Consider the following 24,112-nt stretch of genomic DNA (forward strand, 5'->3'; position numbering starts at 1 on the left):
AATTGTGCAGTGCACAAATTCGCCTGCGTTAACCCTTCGCGATGAAAGGGGTGAGCGAAAGACGCCGATTGCTGGACCCTCAGCCGCGTGGCGGGTATTAATAGAGTGTTAACGTACCAGCGACCCGTCAATAGGCCCGTCCATGCCCGCAAGACAGTACCCCTTCATCGACATTGCCGTGCATGAGCGGGTGCGCGAACATTTTGCGCGCGGCGATGCGGCGATCCTGTTTTCGAGGGACCTTAACCGCGTTCTGTGGGCCAACGATCAGGGTGCCGCCTTCTTCGGCGCAGACTCGATCTACGACTTCATCGACACGGGCCCCAATGCGAACGACCTGTCGGCGCGGCAGTTGAAGGCCGCCGCGACGCAGCTCGTTTCGGTCGGCGATCGTCGCCAGCTCTTGATGCGCATTGCCGCGGGCTTTCGAAGCGTGCCGCTCAATACGACGGTGGAACTGATCCGCGTCCGGCTGGACGAATTGGGCGTGCTGTTCACCGCACCCCATTCCGGCAAGCCGCTTTCGACGGAAGATCGCGCGGCGCGCATGATCGCCGGGCTCGACGGCCCGGACACGCACATGGCCGTGCTGGATGCCGACGGTACGATCGTCGCCCAGTCGCCTGGCTTTGCCAATCTCGGCATGTCCGACGAGACGCGCCGCCAACTCGTCGCCGCCGTTGCCCGCGACCATGACTGGCTGATCAAGCGCCCGGTCGCCACGGCAAAGGGACACCTGCCCGCCGCCATCGGTAAGATCGCCGACGAACCGGCGCTTCATCTTCTCTTTGCGGTGGAAACCATCCTCGGCAACCTCGACCCGGATGAAGCACCGGCCGAGGCTGTCTTGCCGCCGACAGCCGTCGCGGAGGTCGTCGAGGCCGATGTTGTGACCGACGTCGCACCCGCTGTCGTCGAAACGGAAGCGGCGATGGCTACTGGCGCGGTGGAAACGGTCGTCGAGCAATCGGCTCCCGACGAGCTGGCTTCGGCGGATCAGCGGATCGTCGCCGAACGTGAAATCGAGCAGCCGCTTGCGGAAGCCGACGACGTCGTCGCCGCAGTCGAAGCAGAGGAACCCGACCTCGCCGTCGACACCGATACCGAAACGCCGCTGGAAACAGCGACCGCCGAAACATCAGATGCGGCCCAGGAACAGACGGACGCCGCACCAGAAGGCGCGGAGCAGTTGCCGTCCGCCGAGACGGCAATTGTCGCCGAGGCAGCGCCTGTCCCCGATGCTACATCGGTTGAACCGCGCGAACACAAAGACGCCCCTGTCGGCGCTCAGTCCGACTTCGCCTTTGCGATCGGCGGGCGGGCGGTGCGGTTCGTCTGGAAAATCGACGCGGAAGGACAGTTCAGCGAAATCTCGGAGGAGTTTGCCTCGGCGGTCGGGCCGAAGGCCGCCGACGTGATCGGTGTCAGCTTCGCCTCGCTTGCGGCGCGCTATGGTCTCGACCCCGACAACAAGATCAACGAGCTCCTGCACCGCCGCGACACCTGGTCCGGCAAGACGATTTTCTGGCCGGTCGAAGGCACGAGCCTTAAGGTCCCGGTCGACCTCGCCGCCCTGCCCACCTACTCGCGCTCGCGGGAGTTCGACGGTTTCCGCGGCTTCGGCATCGTGCGCGTTGCAGATGCCGTCGAAGATCACAACGCCAACGGCCTTTCGCTCGATCGTGACGAGGATGCGATAGAGGCCAACGATCTGACGGCGCCAACTTCGCCGAATGGCGTGGCAGCCGTTGAAGAGGCGACCCACGAGATCGCGACCGCCGGCGCGAATGAAGCCGACGAACCTGCACTTTTTTCCGACGAGCCGCAGCCGACCGAGGCAGTAACGACCGACCAGCCCGCGGTGCCGGCCGATCCCTTCCTTGGTGAGCGCCCAGCACTTCGCATCGTCGAGACGCCCGGACGCCGGGCTTCCGACAAGATCATCGAACTCGAGCTACACCGCCCGGCCGGTTCAAGCGCGCTCACCCGCGGCGAGCAGGCGGCTTTTCGCGAAATCGCGCGGCAGCTCGGCGAAAATTTTGTGGGACGCCCAGAGGCGCACGAGACCCGGTCGGACGAGGCTTCAGACGACGCCATCCAAGGCGAAGCGGAACAACCGGTATCTGAAACCCTGGACGAAGCAGCTCTTGAGGCCGCGCCGACCGCGACCAGCGAGTCTGAGTTCGAGACGCCAGAAGCTTCGAGCGAGGTGGCCGCAGCCGAACCTCGATCCGACGACCTGGCCGAGGCGAGCATGGACCCGGCGACGATCGCGACCGTCGGTTTCAGCGGCGAGATCCTCGATAGCCTGCCTGTCGGCCTGCTCGTGCATCTCGGCGACGACCTGCTGCACGCCAATCCGGAATTCCTGCGACTGACGGGCTACGACACGCTCGATGATTTCAAAGAGGAAGGCGGCATCGACGCGCTCTTTGCCAATGACGAGGAGGTCGGCGACACGGAGCCGGACGGCACGATGACGCTGATCCGCAAGACCGGGCAGTTGCTTCCGGTAACGGCCCACTTGCACTCGATCCGCTGGGACGGAAAGAGCGCGCTGATGCTGGCCCTGGCATCGACGGAAGTCGCGCAGCCCCAAGAGAGCGAAGCGAGCCCGGTCGAAACCGCTCCGGCTCCCGTCGCCGACGAACAGGTCGGCAAGCTCAAGACCGAAATCGACGAGCTGCGCTCGATCCTCGAGACGGCGACCGATGGTGTCGTCATTCTCGGACACGACGGCGATATCCGCTCGATCAACCGCTCAGCGAGCGCGCTCTTCAACTACGATGAGAGCGAAATCCGCGGCAAGCCGTTTGCAGCGCTCTTTGCCCATGAGAGCCAGAAGGCGGTCATCGATTATCTGCAAGGCCTGTCCGGCCATGGGGTTGCCAGCGTACTCAACGACGGCCGCGAAGTGATCGGCCGCGAGGCCGCAGGCGGCTTCCTGCCGCTGTTCATGACCATCGGCCGCCTGTCCGCCTCCAACGGCTATTGCGCCGTCATCCGCGACATCACCCAGTGGAAGCGGACCGAAGAGGAGTTGCGCAACGCCAAGCGCGCGGCCGAGATGGCAAATGCCCACAAGACGGAGTTCCTGGCGCGCGTCAGCCACGAAATCCGCACGCCTCTCAATGCGATCATCGGCTTTTCCGACATGATGGCGAGCGAGCATTTCGGCCCGGTTGGCCATCCGCGCTATATCGAATACGCCGGCGACATCGGCCGCTCCGGCCGCCATGTGCTCGATATCGTCAACGACTTGCTCGATATCTCGAAGATCGAGGCGGGCGAGATGGATCTCGACTTCGGCTCGGTCGAAATCAACGATGCGGTTTCCGAAGCGGTGTCGCTGGTGCAGCCGCAGGCAAACAGCCAGCGCGTCATCATCCGCACGTCGCTTTCGACAGCTGTGCCGAACGTGGTTGCCGACAGCCGCTCGATCAAGCAGATCGCACTCAACATCCTGGCGAACGCCATCCGCTTCACGCCATCGGGCGGACAGATCGTGGTGTCGACCTCCTATGAGCCGAACGGCAGCGTGATCCTGCGTATCCGCGACACCGGCGTCGGCATGACGCGCAGCGAACTCGACCAGGCGATGAAGCCCTTCCGGCAGGTGACGACCGGTGGCCGCAAGCGTGGCGACGGCACCGGCCTCGGGCTGCCGCTGACCAAAGCCATGGCCGAAGCCAACCGTGCGCAGTTCGCCATCACCTCGGCACCGAACGAGGGCACGCTGGTGGAAATCTCCTTCCCGTCACAACGCGTCTTGGCGAACTGACGACAGATGCTGTAAGGAAATGTTGACTTGGGGAAACCAGTTTGTTGGCATCCTCACGGCAATTCCTGCTGCATAATCCTCTTCTTGAAATCGGAGGCGATCCAAGGGGAAGATTATGCAGCGAGTTTAAAGCGTTACAGCATCCTTAGAGCGTCATGTCAGACGCGCGGCGCTGTGGCCGTTTCGCTCCGGATCAGATCGATTGCAGTCCACGTCACAAATCCTCAAGCGGCGCCCAACCGGCGCGAAAACCGGTCTTTCGCATCCGCTGCTCGCCGTATGGGCCGGGGGCGCATCGCTGATCGTGCTGATGCCGATCCTCGCCATTGCATGGCTGGCGATTTCCGGCGGCGGTTCCGACTGGCCGCATCTCATGCAAAACGTCATCCCGCGCGCCACCATCCGCACGTTGCTGCTGATCGCGTTCACCGGGATGACGACGGCCGTCGTCGGCATCGTGACCGCGTGGCTGGTGGCGAGTTGCGAGTTTCCCTTGCGCCGGTTTCTGTCCGCCGCGCTGGTGTTGCCGCTTGCCATTCCCGCCTATCTCGCCGCCTACGCCTTCGGTGAGCTGTTCACCTTCACCGGGCCGGTGCAGGGGCTGATCCGCGCTATCTTCGGCTTCAAGACCAGCCGCGACTACTGGTTTCCCGATATCCGCTCGCTCGGCGGCGCCGTCCTGGTGCTGAGTTCCGTGCTCTATCCCTATATCTATCTCGCCTGTCGCTCGATGTTTCTGATGCAAGGGCGCGCGGCGGCCGATGTTGCCCGCACGCTCGGCGCCGGGCCGCTCAAGGTGTTCTTCCGCATCCAGATCCCGATGGCGCGACCGGCGGTCATGATCGGTCTGACGCTGGTGGCGATGGAGACGCTGAACGACATCGGTGCCGTCGAATTCCTCGGCGTGCAGACACTGACCTTCTCGATCTTCGACACCTGGCTCAACCGCGGCAGCCTTGCCGGCGCGGCGCAGATCGCCTGCATCATGCTCGTCTTCGTCATCGGGCTGATGATGATCGAGCGGGCTGCCCGGCGAAGGCAGCGCTTCTCCAGCCAGAAGACGACGTCGGCAGTCCATGATGCGACCAGGCTTCCGCTTTCCGGCTGGAAGAAGTGGGCCGCGACGATTGCGTGCCTGCTTCCGGTGCTCTCCGGCTTCGCGGTCCCGTTCCTGATCCTCGGCAATTACGCGCTGAAGCGCCTCGATCAATTCATCGAACCGCGGTTGCTGAACGCACTCTTCCACAGCATCCTGGTTTCCGGTGCAACCGCGCTGGTCACGGTGCTGCTCGGTTTCGTGCTTGCCTATGCCGCGCGTACCGGACGCTCGCGTTTCACCGATACCGCCGGCCGCCTCGCCTCCTTCGGCTATGGCGTGCCCGGCACGGTTCTGGCGATCGGCGTGCTCTTCCCGCTGGCAGCGCTAGACAATCTGGTCGACGCCGGCTTTCGCAGCACCTTCGGCATATCCACCGGGCTACTGATGACGGGAACGGGCTTTGCCATCATCTACGCCTGCACCGTCCGGTTCCTCACCATGGCCGAAGGCACGCTGGAGGCGGGTTTCCAGAAGCTGTCGCCGCACCTCGACATGGCTGCACGTGCGCTTGGCCGCACCGGAGGGCAGACGCTGCGAACCGTGCTTCTGCCGATGATGCGCCCCGCCGTGTTGACCGCAGCACTTCTCGTCTTCATCGAGACCATGAAGGAACTGTCGGCGACGATCATGCTGCGCCCGTTCAACTTCAACACGCTTGCGACGCTTGTTTACGAGGACGCATCGCGTGCCAAGGTCGAGGATGCATCGGTGGCTGCGATGATCATCGTCGTTGCCGGCATGATCCCCGTGATCCTGGTTTCGAGATCGATGGAGCGTCGGCCCTAACGCAGGTCGCGCAAAAGTGCGCAGCGGTTTTGCGATAAGGACATGCGTTAAGAAAAGAGCTTAAAGCGCAACAAGGGAATCCTGGAAATCGCAACGCGCTTAACAGCATTTCCAGGAAAAGTGCGAAGCGGTTTTCCGTCTGGAAATACGGGAAAACAAAGAGATAGAGCGTTTCCGCACCTCCGCCCAAAACGCTCTGTCCCGAAGGCAAAAAAAGAGGTGGCTGGGAGGCCACCTCGATAATTCAATGCTAAACCAACAAATGCTCGAGAAGTAATGACATCATGTCTGCGGCGGCATCGCTGCCAGGCGCCGACCACTCATCGGCCGGCCTCAAGTTGACATGACCATGCGCCCCCAATCGTTAACAAGACCTTACCAGCCGATCCGACAATTTTAGGGATTTATCAGCAAGTCTGAAGCCTTGGTTAATTCCGAAAGCGCGAACAAGTTAACGGCCCCTCAATTTTTGAGGGCATCGAGCCCGGCGAAAAGATCGAGCGCTTCCGGGTTGGCGAGCGCCTCCTTGTTCTTGACCGGGCGTCCATGCACAACGTCGCGGACCGCCAATTCGACGATCTTGCCCGACTTCGTGCGCGGAATATCGGCAACGGCGATGATCTTCGCCGGCACATGGCGGGGCGATGCGCCGGTGCGGATACGGTTCCTGATCGCCTTCTCCAATTGCTCATCGAGCGAGGCGCCGGATGCCATGCGCACGAACAGCACGACGCGCACGTCGTCTTCCCAGTCCTGTCCGATGCAGAGCGCTTCGGCCACCTCTTCCATCTGCTCGACCTGATTGTAGATCTCCGCCGTGCCGATGCGCACACCGCCGGGATTGAGTGTCGCGTCGGAGCGACCATGGATGACGATGCCGCCATGCGACGTCCATTCGGCAAAGTCGCCATGGCACCAGACGTTGTCGAAACGTTCGAAATAGGCGGCGCGGTATTTGACGCCTTCGGGATCGTTCCAGAACATCACCGGCATCGACGGGAATGCCTTGGTGCAGACGAGTTCACCCTTTTCGCCGCGCACGGAGCGCCCCTCGTCGTCCCAGACATCGATCGCCAGTCCGAGGCCAGGACCCTGGATCTCGCCACGCCAGACCGGCTTCAGCGGATTGCCGAGCACGAAGCACGAAACGATGTCGGTGCCGCCGGAGATCGACGCAAGCTGGACGTCCTGTTTGATGCCTTCATAGACGAAGGAGAAGCCTTCGGGCGACAGCGGCGAGCCAGTCGAGGTCAAGAGCCGCAGGCTTGAAAGGTCGTGGGTCTTGGCCGGCTCAAATCCGCCCTTGCGGACCGCGTCGATGTATTTTGCCGACGTACCGAAGACGGCAAACGTTTCGTCCGCCGCATAATCGAACAGGACGTTTCCATCAGGATAGAACGGCGAGCCGTCGAACAGGCACAGCGTCGCGCCGACCGCCAGGCCGGAGGCGAGCCAGTTCCACATCATCCAGCCGCAGGTGGTGAAATAGAAGAGCTTCTCCCCGTCGCCGAGCCCGCAGTGGAAGCGATGTTCCTTCAAATGCTGCAGCAGCGTGCCGCCGGCCGAATGAACGATGCACTTCGGGACGCCCGTGGTGCCGGAGGAGAAGAGCACATAGAGCGGGTGGCTGAACGGCAAACGCTCGAAGGCGAGCGCCTCGGCTTTAAACGGAGCGATGAAGTCCTCGAGCGTCACGCCATCGGCAATTGAGGCCGCCAGCGCCCTCGCCTCGCCCGCATAGGGAACGATGAGGGCTGGAACGTCGAGAGCCATGGAGACCGCACGAACCTTGGCGTCGACGTCCTGTCGTTTGCCGTTGTACCAATAGCCGTCGCAGGCGATGAACAGTTTCGGGGTGATCTGGCCAAAGCGATCGAGAACGCCCTGCTCGCCAAAATCGGGAGAACAGGACGACCAGATCGCACCGATCGACGCGGTCGCCAGCATGAGAGCGATCGTTTCGGGCATATTGGGCATCATCGCGGCGACGCGGTCACCCTTGCCGATGCTGCGCGCTTTCAGCGCCTGCTGCAGCCGCGAGACCAGCGTGCGCAGATCATCCCAGGAAAGCCGGTAGCTGACCTTATCCTCGCCGCGGAAAATGAGCGCATCGTCGCCGCCGGCGCGCCGCAGCAGGTTCTCGGCGAAATTCAGCGACGCCTCGGGAAAGAACCGAGCGTCGAGCATGCTGTTACCATTGACCAGAGCCGTCGCGCCACGATCGCCGATGACTTCGCAATGCTCCCAGACCGCCGTCCAGAAATCGCCGCGTTCGGCAACCGACCACGCGTGAAACGCGTCGTAATCGGCAAAGTCTTTGCCGAAGCGCTCGCTGCACCAGGCGATAAATTGCGCCATCGGGCTGTGCTCGCGGATCTCTGGACCGGGAACCCACAAAGGTTGCTCAGACTGCATGCTTTCCTCCACTCCTACTCCATGCCCTCTATACCATGCTGCAACGCAAAATAAACAGCAGGAGAACCCGCTCCGGCGTCGCATTGGCGACATTTCCATGTCGGGCGCATTTGATTTATGCGGGCTGAAAGCCTATCCAAGCAGCGTGATCCCAAGCGATGGGCAACCAGGCGGAAATGACAAGAAAAATCCTGCATATGATGGGTGAATCACGCCTTTGGTCGCGGCTTCGTCGTCGCCATTTCCTCTGGCCGGCGGCGATCGGCATCGTGCTGGCCGTCGGATACAACGCGGCCCTGCCGCTCGTGATCTCGACGACGGACGTGCGGCCGACGATGGAGCGCATGCTCGACGCCTGGTCGGGTGGCAAGAGCAGGATAACCGGCGAGCCGAACATCCGTTTCTGGCCGAACCCGACGCTGACATTGTACGGCGCCACGATCGAGACGACCGACGGTACCCCCCGCACACTCGCCCGGATCGGCAGCATCACCGCAGCCTTCAGCCTGGTTTCTGCGCTTCGCGGCGAACCGGCACTCGAAGACATCCGCCTCATCGAGCCTGTGGTAACGCTGGAGCGTGGCATCGACGGCACGCTCAACTGGGAGCGGCCGCGCTGGCTTGCGCCGCGCGAGGCGAAAGCGGACAACGACGACACCCCCTTCGGCGACATCACGATCGAGAATGGCCGCCTGCAGGTATTCGACCGGGCGACCAATTATGCGCGGGAGTTTCCCGGCATATCCGGCACCGTGAAGTGGCCCTCCTTTGCCGGGCGCCTGAATGCGCAACTGTCGAGCATGATCGGCGGGCAGGCCGTGAGCTGGGCGCTGGCCTGCGACGAGCCGCTGACGCTGCTGGCCGGCCGCAACACGACGCTGAAGACATCGCTGACCTCGGCCCCCCTCAATTTCTCCTTCGAGGGCGTCGGCAATCTGTCGATGAAACCATTCGCCTCGGGGCGGCTCCAGGTTTCCACCGCCTCGCTGCCGGCGCTTGCCGCGTGGTTTGAGGGGGCCTCGCATGAGGGGCTGCCCGAGAGCAGCTTCGATCTCAGTGCCAACGTCACGACCGGAGACGCGACGCTGAAGCTGGATGACTTGCGCCTGGCGATCGGCGGCGCGACGGCAACCGGGGTGCTCGACGTTGTCGCTCCTGCCAACGACACACCGCGCGTCGAGGGCACGCTCGCGTTCGACAGGATCGACCTCAACGGACTGCAACCACTTTTTGCGCAGCTTCCGGTCGATCCAGAAGAACTCGCCAGACATATGACCGAGGCTTTCGCCCGCACCTGGCGCGTCGACGTGCGCCTTTCGACGCAGGAGGCAGCGATCGGCCCGTTGCGGCTGACCGACGTGGCGGCCGGCGTCATGGTCGATCACGGGCGGGCGTCGCTTGATATCGGCGACAGCACCTATGCCAATGGCAGGCTCAGCGGCCGCCTCGTGCTGTCGGAAGCGGGCTTGACCCGTGGCGGCAAGCTAGAGCTGGCTCTCAAGGATGCGGATCTTGCGGCCGCCGTCGCCGACTTCGGCTTCACCGGCCCGGTGCCGACGGGACGCGGCAACGTCAACCTGGACCTGGCGACCGATCACCCGTTCTGGACGCCACGCGCAGCCGACGCATCCGGGCGCCTGACCTTGTCGCTTGCCAACGGCAGACTATCCGAATTCGACTCCGACGCCTTCTCGGACCTGGTCCGCAGGGGTGAGTTCTTCTCGCTGTCGCAGGCAGGCAGCGGCACGTTCGATTTTCAGCGGGCCGACATCGAGGCGCGCTTCAGCGACGGATCGGCCCGGTTGAACCGCGCTACCTTTATCGGGCCGACGGGCAGCCTGTCGGTCAACGGCGTCATACCCTATCGCAGCGGCAGCCTGGCTCTTGCCGGAACCTTTACCGACGCTACCAATGCCGCCCAGCGATTGCGGTTCTTCGTCGGCGGCTCCTGGCCGAATGCGGTGATCTCGCCGCTCTCGGTTCTCGGCGAGCCCAACTGAAACGGCCGGCGCTTTAAATGCACCAGCCGTCCTCTTGAAAACGGAGCTGAACTCTACTGCGCGAAAGCGGCGCGCTCGTCCTTCTCGCGTTGCGCTTCACGCTGTTTGGTCACAACAGAGGCAACGACGACACCGATCGCGACAATGCCGATCAGGATCGTGCAGATCGCGTTGATTTCAGGCGTCACCCCGAGACGAACCTGGCTGTAGATCTTCATCGGCAGCGTGGTGGCACCGGGGCCTGTGGTGAAGCTCGAGATCACGAGATCGTCGAGCGACAGCGTGAAGGCCAGCACCCAGCCGGAAAAGACGGCCGGCGCGATCACCGGCAGAGTGATCGCAAAGAAGGTCCTGACCGGGGTCGCGCCCAGATCCAGCGCCGCCTCCTCGATCGACTGGTCGAAGCTCAGGAGCCGCGACTGCACGACAACGGCAACGAAGCACATGGTGAAGGTGATGTGCGCAAGGGTGATCGTCCAGAAGCCACGGTCGAGCCCGATGGCAACGAACAGCAACAGCAGCGACAGGCCGGTGATCACCTCAGGCATGACCAGCGGCGCATAGACCATGCCGGAAAACAGCATGCGGCCGCGAAAGCGCGTGTAGCGCACCAGCGCGAGGGCCGCCAAGGTCCCGAGCACGGTTGCGCAGGTGGCCGAGATCAATGCCACGCGGATGGTGACCCAGGCGGCGTCGAGAAGCGCCTGATTGTGCCAGAGCTGCGCGTACCATTTGGTCGAAAACCCGGCCCATACCGTGACCAGCTTCGATTCGTTGAACGAGAAGATCACCAAAAGCACGATCGGCAGATAGAGAAAGCCGAAGCCGAGCACGATCGAGGCAATGTTGAAGCGTGACCAGTTGCCCATGACCTACTTCCCCTCGCCGTCGGCTTTGGCCTGCGCGTTCTGGAAGAACACGATCGGTATCACCAGGATCAAAAGCAGGATCGTGGCAACCGCCGAAGAGACCGGCCAGTCGCGGTTGGCGTTGAACTCGTTCCACAGCGTCTTGCCGATCATCAGCGTTTCCGATCCGCCGAGCAGATCGGGGATGACGAACTCGCCGACAGCCGGAATGAAGACGAGCAGGCAACCGGCAACGACGCCGGCCAGTGACAGCGGGAACGTGACGCGCCAGAAGGCGGAGAATGGCGTGCAGCCGAGATCCAGCGCCGCTTCCGTCAGCGTGTGGTCCATCTTCTCCAGCGACGAATAGATCGGCAGGACCATGAACGGCAGGTAGGAATAGACGATACCGATATAGATCGCCCAGTTGGTGTTGAGGATGATCAGCGGCTGGTCGATGACATTGATGCTCATCAGGAACTGGTTGAGCAGTCCTTCCGGCTTCAGGATGGCGATCCAGGCGTAAACGCGGATCAGGAAGCTGGTCCAAAACGGCAGGATCACCAACATCAACAGCGTCGGGCGGATCGATTTCGGCGCCTTCGCCATCCCGTAGGCGACGGGATAGGCGATCATCAACGTCAGCACCGTCGAGATTCCGGCGATGATGACACTCGACACATAGGCGTTGAAGTAGAGAACGTCCTCGGTCAGCCAGACATAGTTGTCGAGCGAGAACTCCCGTGCCTTTTCCATAATGCCGGAAAGGCCACCGAGGAGATCGAAGACCGGCGTATAGGGTGGCATCGCCACCGCCGTCTGCGACAACGAGATACGGAAGACGATGAAGAAGGGAATCAGGAAGAAGAACAGTAGCCAGGCATAGGGGATGATGATGACCAGGCGGCTGAAGACGGCTGATGCAACGCGCGCCATGGCTTCAATCCTTCAAGACGACGCCGGCGTCTTCGCCGAACGAGATCCAGACCTGCTGGTCGTAGCCGAAGGGATCTTCCACGGCGCGCACCGCGTTCAAGGACGACGCCTTCACGACCCTGCCATCCTTCAATCTGATATGGAAGACGGTCATGTCGCCGAGATAGCCGACGTCCCAGATCTCACCCTCGACCGCGTTGACCGGCGCGTGCGCCGGCGGCTGGCGGGTGACACGGATCTTTTCCGGGCGAATGGCGACCGCGGCCTTGGCGCCGGCGGCAGGCCTCTCCGGCGATGCCATGCGAATGGGAAAGCCGTTGCCGGTTTCAATGCTGAGGTAGCCGTTTTCCGCGGTTGTGGCTGTTCCGTCGAAGATGTTCACATCGCCGATGAAGTCGGCGACGAAGCGCGAATTGGGCGCCTCGTAGATTTCCGCTGGCGTTGCCACCTGCGCGACCTTGCCGTGGCTCATGACGGCGATGCGGTCCGCCATCGTCATCGCTTCCTCCTGGTCGTGCGTGACCACGACGAAGGTAAGGCCGAGTTCCTGCTGCAGGTCCATCAGTTCGAACTGGGTTTCCTCGCGCAGCTTCTTGTCGAGTGCGCCGAGCGGCTCGTCGAGCAGCAGCACCTTCGGGCGCTTGGCGAGTGAGCGTGCCAGCGCGACACGTTGGCGCTGGCCGCCGGAAAGCTGGTGCGGCTTGCGCTTGGCAAACTTCTCGAGCTTCACCAGCTTGAGCATCTGGCCGACGCGCTCGGCGATGTCGGCCTTGGGCATGCCGTCCTGCTTCAGGCCGAAGGCGATGTTGGTCTCAACGGTCATATGCGGAAACAGCGCGTAGGACTGGAACATCATGTTGACGGGCCGCCGGTAGGGCGGAATGCCGGCAAGGTTCTGGCCGTCGAGAATGATCTCCCCCGAGGTCGGCTGCTCGAAACCGGCCAGCATGCGCAGGAGCGTCGACTTTCCGCAGCCCGACGCACCCAAGAGTGCAAAGAACTCGCGCGTGTAGATGTTGAGCGAAAGATCGTCGACGGCGGTGAAATCGCCGAACTTCTTGGTGACGTTCTTGACGGAAATGAATGGCTTGGAAGCGGGATCCGCCCAGGGGGCGAAAGAGCGCCTGATACTGCCGAGTGACTTCATCATCTATCCCCGAATGATACAGCCGATGGGCACTCTCGTTTTCCCCGGTGCCCCCTTTAAGAAAATTGCCCGGATTTTGAGGTCCGGGCAATTCGTTTTGCTCTTACTGGCCGGTGACGACCTTTGTCCAGAGCCGGGTCAATACCCGCTGCTCCTTCGCCTCGAACGGCGTGACCGTGAACAGTTTCTGCATCACATCATCGGTGGGGTAGATGGCGGTGTCTTCGAGAACCGCCTTGTCCAGGAACTGCTGCGAGGCCTTGTTGCCGTTGGCGTAGAAGACATAGTTCGACGCCTTGGCGACGACCTCCGGCTTCATCATGTAGTTGAGGAATTCATGCGCTTCGGCGACATGCGGAGCGTCCGCCGGAATGGCGAGCATGTCGAACCACATCTGCGCGCCCTGCGACGGGATCGCATAATCGACGGTTACGCCAGCCTTGGCTTCGGCGGCGCGGTCACGGGCCTGAAAGACATCGCCGGAAAAGCCGACCGCGAGGCAGATATCGCCATTGGCAAGCGCGTTGATGTATTCCGACGAGTGAAACTTGCGGATATTCGGACGAACGCTGGCAAGCAGTTCGGCAGCCTTTTCAAGATCGGCCGCTTCGTGGCTATCAGGATTGAGGCCGAGATAGGCGAGCGCCGACGGCATCACATCCGTCGGGGAATCGAGAACATGGATGCCGCAATCCTTGAACTTGGCGGCTAGTTCCGGCTTGAAGATGACGTCCCAGTTGGGCTTCTCGTCGGTGCCGAGAATTTCCTTCATCTTGTCGACGTTGTAGCCGATGCCGGTGGTGCCCCACATGTAGTCGATGGCGTATTCGTTGCCCGGATCGTACTTGGCCGTACGCTCCATGATCACGTCCCACATATTGGTGAGGTTCGGGAGCTTGGACTTGTCGAGCTTCTGGAACACGCCGGCCGCGATCTGGCGCTGCAGGAAGGTCGCCGTCGGGACGACGACGTCGTAGCCCGAGCCGCCTGCGAGCAATTTGGTTTCGAGGATCTCGTTGGAATCGAAGACGTCGTAGACGACCTTGATGCCCGTTTCCTTGGTGAAGTCTTCCAGAATGCTGCTGTCGATATAATCCGACCAGTTATAGACGTTGACCACCCGCTCCTGCGCCGAAGCGAGCATGGTCGAACCGGCCAGTATGACCGTCGCCATGGTTGTAACGATGAATTTGGACATGCAGTTCCCTCGTTATTATCGGTCCGGACAAGGCCGCCCCGTGACACGGATCCAGGCCCATTCTGGATCGCTCCGGGGCGAGGTTAGGCATGTTTCTCGACAACCTCAAGCGGTTTTGTGCCGGAAAGAGGCGGACCTCTTCAGCCACCCCAGTTTTCGCAAGCCAAGGAAAATCGGGCACTTATGGCGAAGGGCGCGATCCCGCCATCGGCAGGTACCAAGCGGCCGACGTTAACCATGGCGGCAACCAGCCAGAACACGCGTTCGTTTACGATTGATTAACCATAAGGCGCATGCGATTTTTCCCCTCGGTTGTGTATCAGCGTCTGGGTAGTGTCATGAGTGGACGGAACCGCAGGATCGATCCGAGAGAGTTGAAGCGCCTTTCGATACTCGAGCCACAGAAATCCCTTGCGGCGATCGCGGTCGACTGGGCGATCATCGCCACCGCCATCGCCGTCAGCGAATATACCGGCAATATCCTCGTCTACCTCATGACCGTGATCGTGATTGCCGGTCGCATGCATGCGTTCGGTTGTCTCGTTCATGAGGCGGCGCACTACCGCATCATCAAGAACCGCAAGCTCAGCGACTGGATGAGCGACCTGTTGCTCGCCTGGCCGATGCTGGCGACCGTCGATGGCTACCGGCAGAACCACCTGGCACACCACCAGCATGCCAACACCGACGACGACCCGGACTGGACGGCAAAGCTCGGCATGGCGCAGTTCACCTTTCCGCAGAAGATCGCGCGTGGCGTGATGCAACTGCTCGGCTATCTCGTCGCCGTCAACTCGATCCGCGACATGGTGCACATGGCCAAGCGCATGTCGAAGAACGACCGGTCGACGCGGAGCTACAAGATGCTGCGCCTTTGCTTCTATATCGCTGCCGCCGCCATTTTCAGCCTTCTCGGCATCTGGCGCGAATTCGCGCTCTACTGGCTCGTGCCGTTCTTCACCTTCTTCTGCCTGTTCCTTTACGTGCGCAGCGTTGCGGAGCATTTCGGCAACATGGACTATAGCGACGAGCTGACGAGTTCACGCACGGTCTATCCGCATGCCTGGGAAAGACTGTTCTTTGCTCCGCACCACATCAACTATCATCTGGAGCACCACCTCTATCCCGGCGTGCCGTTCTATAACCTGCCCGAACTGCACGCGATCCTGATGCGCGACAAAGCCTATGCGGACAAGGCGCACATTACCCGCGGCTATACGACCGGACTACCGGCCGAATGCTTCGCCGCCAGTGCGCCGCTGCTGCCGAGCCATCACCCCGTCAGCTACTGAAAGTCCCAGCGCCTACTGAAAATCGAAGACGCTGAGGCCTGTTGCCATCTCGTCGAGCCCAAGCGGGCGCGTCACCGGAGGCTCGGCGCGCGCAAGACAGCCCTGCCGCTCGCAGAGCCGACAGGCCGCCCCGATCGCAACCGCGGGCGAGCGTAGCGTGCCATAGACCACCTCATCGGCAAAAGAGGCCTCACAACTGATCAGCAACGCGGTGCGGCGAACCCGCTCTTCAAAGCCCGCCTGCGGACCATCGAGCGTGCGCGACACGGTAAGGAACGCCAGTCCCTCTGTTGTCTCTACGCGGTCCACCAGGATTTGCCCCGGCACCGAGAAGGCGGCATGGATATTGAGCTTCGGACAGCCGCCGCCGAACCTCGCTTGCGGGAAACCCGATGCGCCGGAACGACGGAGCCGATGCCCGGCATTGTCGATCTCCATCAGGAAAAACGGAACGCCGGTCGCGCCGGGCCGCTGCAGCATGGTCAGCCGGTTGGCGACCTGCTCGAACGACACTTGGAAACGCGCCCTGAGCACGTCGATATCGTATCTCGCCCGGACGGCTGCCGCATGAAATGCCGCATAGGGCATCATCAATGCGTGGGCGGCATAGCGGGCGAGTTCGAAGCGGCCGATGCGGCGCGCTTCGGCGGTCGACAGGCGCAGCGTCTCCAACTCCCGGACGATCGCTTCGTGACAGGCAATCGAGGCAACCTCCATGGCGATCTCGCGCAACTGGTCATAGGGCGATAGGCGCTCGGAGATGAAGAGCCGCATGGAATGGCGATCGAAGCGGCGACGCAGATTGGGCATGGCATGAACGGGCAGATTGCGCACGACCAGGCCGTGTTCCTTCTTCAGCCAGGCTTTCAGTGCGCCGATCAGATCATCGCCCGGCGAAAGCGCCTCGTGAAAGGCCTCCGCCATTTCTTCGATCCGGGCGAAATGATTGGGTCTCGCCTCCAGCGTCTCGCGCACCTCGTCCATCGGTAGGCGGGTGCCCGACAGCGCCTCCATGTGCCCCTGCCCCGCCAGGAGGTCGGCAAGGTCCTTTAGCCGCGCCGCCTGCTCGCGATAGGCGCGGTAAAGCTTGACGACGCCGCCGGCGGCATTGGGCGCCGCTTCGGCAACTTCGATCAATTCCTGATCCCCCGGCAGTTCCGCCGCCAGCAGCGGATCGGCAAAGACCTCGCGCAATTGCGCCAGTCCACCGCCAGTTTCACCCTGCAGTTCCTCGAGGTCGACCTTGTAGACCGATGCGAGTTTCAGAAGCAGCTGGACGGTCAGCGGACGCTGATTGCGCTCGATCAGGTTGAGGTAGGACGGCGAGATGCCAAGCGCTTCGGCCATCGCCGTCTGCGTCAGCGAGAGCCCGTTGCGGATCCGCCGGACACGAGGACCGGCAAAGATCTTGTTCTCAGCCATTTGTCACTACCTTTACAACTCTGACGACGACCACACATTTACATAATTTACAAATTTACCGTGCACGCCTGTCAAAGGCAAGACAAGATAACCCTTTTGAAAGGCCATGAACTTCGATTTCCATAGCCCTATTGCGCAGCGCAATGTAAAAACTGTCACATCAACTAGAGACGAGGAAAGCCATACGACAAAAGTCGAATGGTGGATGAGTTCCAGCAGGAGGAAATGATGACTGATTTTTACAAGCTTGTTCCCAGTGCCCAGCAAGGCCGCTTTGATGGCATCGAACGCCCCTACACCGCTGAAACCGTGAAGCGGCTGCGTGGTTCGGTCGAGATCCGTTACTCCCTGGCCGAAATGGGTGCCAACCGCTTGTGGAAGCTCATTCACGAAGAGGACTTCGTCAACGCGCTCGGCGCGCTCTCGGGCAATCAGGCCATGCAGATGGTTCGCGCCGGCCTGAAAGCAATCTACCTCTCCGGCTGGCAGGTCGCGGCCGACGCCAACACCGCATCAGCGATGTATCCGGACCAATCGCTCTATCCGGCAAATGCCGCTCCGGAGCTGGCAAAGCGCATCAACCGCACGCTCCAGCGCGCCGACCAGATCGAGACCTCGGAAGGCAAGGGGCTATCGGTCGACACCTGGTTCGCACCGATCGTTGCCGACGCCGAAGCCGGTTTCGGCGGCCCGCTCAATGCCTTCGAGATCATGAAGGCCTTCATCGAGGCCGGAGCTGCGGGCGTTCACTACGAGGACCAGCTGGCGTCCGAAAAGAAGTGCGGCCATCTCGGCGGCAAGGTCCTGATCCCGACGGCCGCGCATATCCGCAATCTCAACGCGGCACGGCTTGCAGCCGACGTCATGGGTACGCCGACGCTCGTCATCGCCCGCACCGATGCGGAAGCGGCCAAGCTGTTGACGTCGGATATCGACGAACGCGATCGCCCCTTCGTCGATTATGACGCCGGACGCACGGTCGAAGGCTTCTACCAGGTGAAGAACGGCATCGAGCCGTGCATCGCGCGCGCCATCGCCTATGCGCCGCATTGCGACCTGATCTGGTGCGAAACCTCCAAGCCGGACCTGGAGCAGGCCCGCAAGTTTGCCGAGGGCGTGCACAAGGCGCATCCGGGCAAGCTGCTCGCCTACAACTGCTCGCCGTCGTTCAACTGGAAGAAAAACCTCGACGACGCGACGATCGCCAAGTTCCAGCGGGAACTCGGTGCGATGGGCTACAAGTTCCAGTTCATCACGCTTGCCGGCTTCCACCAGCTGAACTTCGGCATGTTCGAGTTGGCGCGCGGCTACAAGGCCCGGCAGATGGCGGCCTATTCGGAGCTTCAGGAGGCGGAGTTCGCCGCCGAGGTCAATGGCTACACCGCGACCAAGCACCAGCGCGAAGTCGGCACCGGCTATTTCGACGCCGTGTCGCTGGCCATCACCGGCGGCCAGTCATCGACGACAGCCATGAAGGAATCGACCGAGCACGACCAGTTCCGCCCGGCCGCAGAGTGAAGGACCGGGGAGCGTGGCAATCCCTGCCCGCCGCGCTCCCCATGCAATCGACGAGAAACCGCTGACACCAAGGAGAACTCCAATGACAGTTCAGACACGCGTCAAGGAAAGGGCCGAGGAACAGTCTTCGGCCATGACCCCGGATCAGCAGGCGGCGATCCGCATGGTCGCCAACGACCTGCACCGCCTTAACCAGGCCGTCATGAAAGCCGTCGACGCCGGCGTATCGGTCGAGCTGGTACGTTCGGCCCGCCATCATGGCGGCGAAGGCAACTGGGGCGACCTGTTGATCCCTGTTATCGTCACTCAGGGACGCGCGTGATGACGGTGCTGACGGCCGCAGCCTTGCTGCTTCTGGCGGCTTGGTCGAGCATACCCAAACCACAGACGGCAACCGCGACCGTCCGCCGCCCCGTTTAGCACCCCACAGACCGACAACCCTGACGCGAAAACGGCCGGCAGCAACGCCGGCCTGCCGCGTTTCACGCCGGTCTTGCAAGCAGATATACCATTTCAAGTTGCTTATTGCCGAGGCTCCTGCCTATACTAACTCGGTCTAGTGCGAGCGGGGGCACGCATGTTCCGGACAGGAACGGCGAATACGGAAGAACTGATCGATCTGATCTATGGCGCTGCGTTCGGCGAATGCAGCTGGGAGGATTTTCTGAGCCGGTTGGCGGGCACTGTGCCAAACGGTAAGTCCGCGCTCCACTATCATGACCTCGCGGCACCCGCGTCGCATGTCCCCTATGTCTCCGGATTTACGGCCGACGACCTCGATCAATTCAACAACCATTTCGCCGCAGTGAACCCGTGGATCCCGAGAACCGTTCTGGTACCCGTCGGCCGGGGCCTATGTGGCGAGCATATCGTTTCGCGGGAAGATCTGGTCAAATCCGAATTCTACAACGACTGGCTAAAGCGACAAACCGGATGCGAGACCAGCGTCGGCGTGACGATCATAAGAGATGCGACACGCACATTCATTCTATCGACATGTACGACATCAACCGACGCAGAGTTCAACCATCACGCCGCCGATCAATATACGAGCCTTGCACCGCATCTCAAACGCGCGTTCGAGTTTGTCCGGAAGCGCGATGTGATGACGGTCGAGCGCCAGCAAGGGCAATCTTTGCTCGATTCGATCGGCGTTGGCCTGATGTATGTCGGCGAGAATCTCCGTGTCCGCTCCATGAATGAACACGCGCAACGCATATCGGCGACAGGCGCGCCAATTCGTATCGCTACAGGCGGGCGCTTGACGTTAAGCTGTCCGCAGACAAGCGCAGCGCTGGAAGCGCTGACATTGCGTGGCTGCACGGATACGCGCCCACATGTCTCCATTGTCAAGGGCGCCGGTGGGACGGCATATCGCATCACGCTCTTGAAGTTGAATTCCGATGCCTTCACCGAACTCCTTAGCGGCCCAACCGTTGCTGTCGTCATTGAACCGACCACGTCGCTGCTTCCGGAAGTGCGGAGCAGGCACTTGGAGGACATCTACGGATTGACTCCCGCCGAAATCAGAATCGCCTCCGGCCTCGCTGCAGGACTGTCGTTAAGGGAAATCGCCCTGGCGAACAGCGTCAGCTACGAAACGATCCGCACCCAGCTGAAGAGCATCTATTCCAAGACCCAGGTGAACTCGCAGGCGGCACTCGTCAGCCTCTTGATGCGCTGACCGCTTCAGCTGCGGCGGGGTCGTTTGCCGGCGAAGATGTCGGCGTGGCTTTTCAGTAATTTTGTCATGCGATCGACGACCGTGCGGATTTCCGTGCGATGGCGGTCCTCGTTGTTCATCACGATCCATTGCCGATGCATAAGCGCAGGGATCTCCTCGCCCGCCCGCTCCAGCAGAGGGTCGAGGTCGCCGACGAAACAGGGCAGCACGGCACAACCGGCTCCCGCCCGGGCGAGATCGAGCAACGAACGAGGGCGCGTTACGGTCGCTACGATACGTCCCGTCGCGTTCTCATGCGGCCAACGCAGATAGGACGAGATTGCATCCTCGTCGCCGACGGCGACCCATCGGCCGTTTGCCGCCGGCGTTGCATTCTTCTGCCGGTAGACGGCATAGGCAACTTCTCCCACCGGGCGGGCTGCCAGATAGCTCTCTTCCGGCTCGAAAGCGCGGATGCCGATATCGCTCTCGCGATAGGCAAGGTTGGCGCGGGTCTCGCCTATGGTGATCGCAAGGCTGAAGCCATCGCGCTCGGTGCAGAGCGCCGGGAAATTTTCGGCAAGCAGCCAGGACACCCAGGTTCCGGCGGTGATGCGAACGACCGCCCCCTCGCCCTCCCGTCGCCAGCTCTCGACGCGGCGGGCCGCCGCCTCCATCTCCTCGAGCTGCTCGAACAGAACCTGCCCGTCGCCGGTCAGCTGGTAGCCGGTCTGGCTGCGCACGAACAGCGTGCGGCCGGTGCGTTCCTCGATCTCGAGCATGCGCCGGCCCAAGGTCGCCGGGCTGGAGCCCAGCGCCTGCGCGGCGCCCGTCAGTCCGCCGGTGCGCGCGACACTCATGAAGCAGCGATAAATGTCCCAATCCATGTCTTTCATCGGTGAAAAACATAGGCCGATATCTTGTGTATGTAAAATAGCCTTTGCTGCATAGAAGAGGGGATGCCATCCAATGAGGAGCATCACCATGGAAATACTGGCAATGGCCTATCTGGCCGATATGACGATGAAAAGCCGCCGCTGGGACGAACATTTCGACCCCAAGCCGCCGGGGTTGGTGAGGCGGATGTTTCGCCGCTGCATCGCTGCGTTTGCGGCGCATCAAGAGATACAAGCCGGCAAGAATAGCCTACAAACGACTTGCGCCGCGCAACCGGTGGGTCGCGCGGCGCGATGCTGAGGACGAAGCCGCTGTGGCCTTGGCCAATCAGGCGGCGCGGTAAGCGTGGATATCGGCGGCTTCCGGCTCGAGCCGGAACTGCTCGACCAGCATCATCAGCGTGTCGGCCTGGTTGGAGAGCGCCAGGCTCGTTGCCGTTGCCTCTTCGACCATCGAGGCGTTCTGCTGGGTCATCTGGTCCATCTGGTTGACCGATCCGTTGACCTCGTTGAGCGCCACCGCCTGGTCACGGCTGGCGGTCGCGATCATTTCGACATGCTGGCTGACAGTAACGATCTGGGCGCTGATCGAGGCCAGCACCGCGCCGGTCTCCTTGACCAGGTGCGAACCGGAATTGACCTCGTTGGTCGACTTGTTGATGAGGCCCTTGATCTCGCGGGCAGCTTCGGCTGAGCGTTGCGCCAGTTCGCGAACCTCCTGTGCCACCACCGCGAAGCCCTTGCCGGCTTCGCCGGCACGTGCCGCCTCGATGCCGGCATTCAGCGCCAAGAGGTTGGTCTGGAACGCAATGTCGTCGATCACCTCGATGATCTGCTCGATCTGGCGTGAGGCCTCTTCGATGCGGCCCATGGCGGCGATCGCATTGGTGACGACGGTTGCCGAGCTGTCGGCGCTCTTCTTCGTCTGCGTGACGGCGACGTTAGCCTCGTTCGCGCGCTCCGCCGACGAGCGGACCGTCACGGTGATCTGGTCGACCGCAGCGGCCGTCTCTTCGAGCGAGGCTGCCTGGGCCTCCGTCCGCTTCGACAGCGAGTCAGCGGCATGATGCATGTCCGAGCCGCTCTGCTGGATCGCCTGTGCATTGGCGCGGATCTGGGCCAGCGTATCCTGCAGGCGGATCAGCGAGCCGTTGAAGTCCGTGCGCAGCTGTTCGAGGCGGCCATGGAACGGAATGTCGATCTGGCGCGACAGGTCGCCCTGCGCCAGACGGCCGAGGCCGGCGGCGAGTTCGCTGACGGCAAGATCGATCTGGCGATCGAGCTCGCGCTTCTCGGCGTCGTTCCGGCTTCGCTCCATCTCGGCGCGGGCGCGCTGTTCTTCGCTTTCTGCCTCGATGCGCACCTTGGAAAGCGCGTTTTCCTTGAAGACGCCCAAGGCGCGGGCCATGTCGCCGATCTCGTCCTGACGGGCGTCGCCGTCAATGGAGGTATCGAGGCGGCCGTCTGCCAGGCGACGCATGGCGGCGGTGATCTGACCGATCGGCTTCTTCAGCGTCAGCGTCAGGGCGATGCCGGCAAGCAGGGCGATGACGACGCCTGCAACAGTCGCGGCCACGGAGATCTGGTTTGCTTCCTGGCGCTCGGTGCCGGCGGCAACCTTCTGCTGTTCGGCAAAACCGGTCAGGTCGCTCCAGATCTGGTTGATCGACTGGCCGGCGGCGTCGAAATCGGCGGTCCGCTTCACGGTGATTTCAACCAGAGACGCGGCGTCCTTTTTCATTACGGTGATGATCGGCATCAGCGTGTCGGCAATGGCGTCGAAGGAGGCACCTTCGCTTGCAACACCGCGCAGCGTTGCCATGTTCTGCTGAACTGCAAGGAACTTGTCGAGCAGCTTCTGGCGGTTGCTTTCCGTCGTCGACCCCATGAAGGTTGCGGCGGAGATCTGGATGTCGGTGATCGAGCTCGAAAGCCGGCGCGTGGCCGTCAGAACGGATTCGGTGCTGACGATAAGCTGATCGAGTTCGGCGAAAATCCGGGTGGCATCGCGCATCTTGCCGACAGAAGCCGCTTCGAGACGGAAGCTCGCGGTGCGGAAACGGTCGACATACTTCGAGATACCGGCAAGCGTTTCAGGACCGGCGGGCGCCTTCAAAAGCGCACCGATCTCGCTCGATGCGGAGGTGATCGTCTCGGTCAGCGACTTCTCGTCTTTCGGCAACAGCCGGAAGATGTCGCGCTCGGTGCGGCCGATCATCGGGAAGCGTTCCTTGACGGCCTTGAGCTTATCCTCGACCGTCGTCGCCTTGCTGACTTCGGTGCCGAACTCGTTGAAGAAGCGGCTGGCGCGCATCAGCTTTTCGGCTTCGCGCAGCATGGTCTTGGCGGCATTCTCGTTCTTGCGCACGGCATATTGCAGCCGGTTCGACTCGTCGTTGATCTTGGCGCGTTCGACCAAGAGAGCATCGAGGTTCGCCGTCATCGTTGCGCGCATCTCCTGCTCGCCGACATGCAGCTTCCAGAGCCCGTCGATGCGGGCTTCGATGTCGGCGGTCGCGGCGATAGCGGCCGTCAACTCGTCCTGGCCGCTCTGGCCGGCAACCTGTGCGGCGGTCTCGGCGAGAATTTCCTTCTGCGCAGTGATCTTGCCCTGCACGGCGTCGCGGGTTTCCTCGGTGGTCGAGTGCAGGAAGTTGTTCATCCCCGCATAGACATCCTTGAAGCCGCTCAGCGTCTGCAGGACGCTGTTCGAAATCTCCATCCGGCCCTGAAGCAGGCCGGACGCATAAAGGCCGGTAATGCCGACGGCACAGATGCTGACGACGAAGGGCAGAATGAAGAACAGCACCTTCGTCTGGATCTTGAAACGGGCAAGAATTCTATCGATGAACATGGAAAACACCTTGGCTCGCAGCTCGCATTCGCCTCCCCCGGCGGCTCGAAACATGTCCCGCCTTCCGCGTAACCGCGAAAAGGACGAAACGATCGAGAGCCACCCGATGCGCAAACAGGCTGATGTTTTTCGGAAAAATCATGCGGCGCACACCGCCAGTCCGTCAGCAATCATTGCGGGACCGCGCCACCTCCCCGGTAGCGAAGTCCTGACGGAACTCACTTCGTCGCAATATTCATTTTGAACGATTAAAAATT

Annotated in this window: 18 protein-coding genes; 10 read left to right on the forward strand and 8 right to left on the reverse strand. The window is 61.9% G+C overall.

Going from position 1 to position 24,112, the window contains the following annotated elements; genetic code table 11:
* The first annotated feature begins 142 nt into the window (after positions 1 to 142).
* Both ASD02_RS01070 and ASD02_RS01075 read left to right on the forward strand, forming a co-directional pair.
* A complete protein-coding gene (locus tag ASD02_RS01070; RefSeq protein ID WP_057221818.1) occupies positions 143 to 3,781 on the forward strand; it encodes a PAS domain S-box protein in 3,639 nt (1,212 codons plus the stop codon).
* A gap of 202 nt (positions 3,782 to 3,983) precedes the next feature.
* Positions 3,984 to 5,666, forward strand: coding sequence for an iron ABC transporter permease (locus tag ASD02_RS01075; protein WP_057221817.1), 1,683 nt, complete (start codon positions 3,984 to 3,986; stop codon positions 5,664 to 5,666).
* A gap of 462 nt (positions 5,667 to 6,128) precedes the next feature.
* Here ASD02_RS01075 and ASD02_RS01080 read toward each other — a convergent pair whose 3' ends face one another.
* Positions 6,129 to 8,081 (reverse strand): acetoacetate--CoA ligase, encoded by a 1,953-nt coding sequence (locus ASD02_RS01080; RefSeq protein WP_025425986.1) that lies wholly within the window; start codon positions 8,079 to 8,081, stop codon positions 6,129 to 6,131.
* A gap of 176 nt (positions 8,082 to 8,257) precedes the next feature.
* Between ASD02_RS01080 and ASD02_RS01085 the strand changes: the two genes are divergently transcribed.
* Positions 8,258 to 10,081, forward strand: a complete 1,824-nt coding sequence (locus tag ASD02_RS01085) for an AsmA family protein (RefSeq protein WP_025425985.1) — start codon at positions 8,258 to 8,260, stop codon at positions 10,079 to 10,081.
* Between the two features lie 53 nt (positions 10,082 to 10,134).
* Here the strand turns inward: ASD02_RS01085 and ASD02_RS01090 are convergent, their stop codons facing one another.
* From ASD02_RS01090 to ASD02_RS01105, 4 genes are all read right to left on the reverse strand, one after another.
* Positions 10,135 to 10,950, reverse strand: coding sequence for an ABC transporter permease subunit (locus ASD02_RS01090; RefSeq protein WP_025425984.1), 816 nt, complete (start codon positions 10,948 to 10,950; stop codon positions 10,135 to 10,137).
* A 3-nt stretch (positions 10,951 to 10,953) separates the two neighbouring features.
* Positions 10,954 to 11,865 (reverse strand): ABC transporter permease subunit, encoded by a 912-nt coding sequence (locus ASD02_RS01095; RefSeq protein WP_025425983.1) that lies wholly within the window; start codon positions 11,863 to 11,865, stop codon positions 10,954 to 10,956.
* 4 nt (positions 11,866 to 11,869) lie between these two features.
* Complete coding sequence (locus ASD02_RS01100; protein ID WP_025425982.1) at positions 11,870 to 13,012, reverse strand: ABC transporter ATP-binding protein; 1,143 nt, start codon at positions 13,010 to 13,012, stop codon at positions 11,870 to 11,872.
* Between the two features lie 103 nt (positions 13,013 to 13,115).
* Positions 13,116 to 14,210, reverse strand: a complete 1,095-nt coding sequence (locus ASD02_RS01105; RefSeq protein WP_025425981.1) for a polyamine ABC transporter substrate-binding protein — start codon at positions 14,208 to 14,210, stop codon at positions 13,116 to 13,118.
* Between the two features lie 89 nt (positions 14,211 to 14,299).
* On the opposite strand from ASD02_RS01105, the gene ASD02_RS37925 reads away from it, so the two are divergent.
* Together ASD02_RS37925 and ASD02_RS01110 are read left to right on the forward strand one after the other, a co-directional pair.
* The gene (locus ASD02_RS37925; protein ID WP_128090405.1) at positions 14,300 to 14,488 is read left to right on the forward strand and encodes a hypothetical protein; all 189 of its coding nucleotides are present in this window, start codon (positions 14,300 to 14,302) and stop codon (positions 14,486 to 14,488) included.
* 60 nt (positions 14,489 to 14,548) lie between these two features.
* Positions 14,549 to 15,502 (forward strand): fatty acid desaturase family protein, encoded by a 954-nt coding sequence (locus ASD02_RS01110; RefSeq protein ID WP_158071690.1) that lies wholly within the window; start codon positions 14,549 to 14,551, stop codon positions 15,500 to 15,502.
* 12 nt (positions 15,503 to 15,514) lie between these two features.
* On the opposite strand, the gene ASD02_RS01115 is transcribed toward ASD02_RS01110, so the two are convergent.
* The gene (locus ASD02_RS01115; RefSeq protein WP_025425979.1) at positions 15,515 to 16,924 is read right to left on the reverse strand and encodes an XRE family transcriptional regulator; all 1,410 of its coding nucleotides are present in this window, start codon (positions 16,922 to 16,924) and stop codon (positions 15,515 to 15,517) included.
* 228 nt (positions 16,925 to 17,152) lie between these two features.
* On the opposite strand from ASD02_RS01115, the gene aceA reads away from it, so the two are divergent.
* The 3 genes from aceA (at position 17,153) to ASD02_RS01130 (ending at position 20,126) form a co-directional block, all read left to right on the forward strand.
* Positions 17,153 to 18,442: an isocitrate lyase gene (gene aceA, locus ASD02_RS01120; RefSeq protein WP_025425978.1), complete on the forward strand. Its 1,290-nt coding sequence runs from the start codon at positions 17,153 to 17,155 to the stop codon at positions 18,440 to 18,442.
* Positions 18,443 to 18,524: 82 nt separating this feature from the next.
* Complete coding sequence (locus ASD02_RS01125; protein WP_025425977.1) at positions 18,525 to 18,764, forward strand: hypothetical protein; 240 nt, start codon at positions 18,525 to 18,527, stop codon at positions 18,762 to 18,764.
* 255 nt (positions 18,765 to 19,019) lie between these two features.
* Positions 19,020 to 20,126: a helix-turn-helix transcriptional regulator gene (locus ASD02_RS01130; RefSeq protein WP_025425976.1), complete on the forward strand. Its 1,107-nt coding sequence runs from the start codon at positions 19,020 to 19,022 to the stop codon at positions 20,124 to 20,126.
* 5 nt (positions 20,127 to 20,131) lie between these two features.
* Here the strand turns inward: ASD02_RS01130 and ASD02_RS01135 are convergent, their stop codons facing one another.
* The gene (locus ASD02_RS01135) at positions 20,132 to 21,001 is read right to left on the reverse strand and encodes a LysR family transcriptional regulator (RefSeq protein WP_025425975.1); all 870 of its coding nucleotides are present in this window, start codon (positions 20,999 to 21,001) and stop codon (positions 20,132 to 20,134) included.
* An 88-nt stretch (positions 21,002 to 21,089) separates the two neighbouring features.
* Between ASD02_RS01135 and ASD02_RS01140 the strand changes: the two genes are divergently transcribed.
* A complete protein-coding gene (locus tag ASD02_RS01140; RefSeq protein WP_057211550.1) occupies positions 21,090 to 21,302 on the forward strand; it encodes a hypothetical protein in 213 nt (70 codons plus the stop codon).
* Positions 21,303 to 21,329: 27 nt separating this feature from the next.
* Here ASD02_RS01140 and ASD02_RS01145 read toward each other — a convergent pair whose 3' ends face one another.
* Positions 21,330 to 23,855 carry a HAMP domain-containing methyl-accepting chemotaxis protein gene (locus ASD02_RS01145; protein ID WP_057221880.1) on the reverse strand — a complete coding sequence of 842 codons (2,526 nt, stop codon included), beginning with the start codon at positions 23,853 to 23,855 and terminating at the stop codon, positions 21,330 to 21,332.
* Between ASD02_RS01145 and ASD02_RS39365 the strand changes: the two genes are divergently transcribed.
* Entirely contained in the window at positions 23,848 to 24,099 is a 252-nt protein-coding gene (locus tag ASD02_RS39365; RefSeq protein WP_146160867.1) for a hypothetical protein, read from the forward strand. The genes ASD02_RS01145 and ASD02_RS39365 overlap by 8 nt on opposite strands.
* Positions 24,100 to 24,112: the final 13 nt, after the last annotated feature.

It is taken from the genome of Ensifer sp. Root1252, assembly GCF_001425885.1.
Lineage (GTDB): Bacteria > Pseudomonadota > Alphaproteobacteria > Rhizobiales > Rhizobiaceae > Ensifer > Ensifer canadensis.